Origin of the sequence: Pseudoxanthomonas kalamensis DSM 18571 (genome assembly GCF_010211745.1) — a bacterium.
GTDB classification, from domain to species: domain Bacteria; phylum Pseudomonadota; class Gammaproteobacteria; order Xanthomonadales; family Xanthomonadaceae; genus Pseudoxanthomonas_A; species Pseudoxanthomonas_A kalamensis.
Genome location: NZ_PDWQ01000150.1, coordinates 1 through 509 on the forward strand (window position 1 = coordinate 1; position 509 = coordinate 509).

At 66.6% G+C, this 509-nt stretch carries 1 protein-coding gene; it reads right to left on the bottom strand.

The features are described from left to right. Positions 1-91 precede the first annotated feature (91 nt). Positions 92-509: SDR family oxidoreductase (locus CSC70_RS14460; protein ID WP_162457241.1), on the bottom strand; the 418-nt coding region annotated here is incomplete at its 5' end.

A 509-nucleotide genomic window follows, 5' to 3' on the forward strand; every position in this document is an offset into this window, starting at 1 on the left:
CGTGCGGGGCAGGTGGGCAGCGGGACATGCAGAGGTGCGCGGCGAGAGCGTGTTGTGCGTACAGCGCAACGGCCGTCGGTTGTGCGCTCGCTTAGCCCGTGTAGAGCCCGCCATTCACCGCGTAATCGGCACCGGTGACATAGGCGGCCTCATCGGAGGCGAGCCAGGCGCACAGTCCGGCAACTTCGGCCGGTTTGCCGAGCCGGCGCACCGGCACCGAGGTGGCCAGGCGATCGAGCACATCCGGGGGAAAGCTGCTGATCGAGGCGCTGGCGATATAGCCGGGCGAGGTGGTGTTGACGGTGACCCCGCGCGAGGCGACCTCTTGCGCCAACGCGCGACTGAAGCCATGCATTGCCGCCTTGGCAGTGGCGAAATTGATCTGCCCGATCTGGCCCTTGTGTGCGCTGACCGAGCCGATGTTGACGATGCGCCCCCAGCCGCGCGAGGTCATGCCGTCGACCACCTGCTTGGTGATGTTGAACAGCGAATGCAGGTTGCTGGCGATC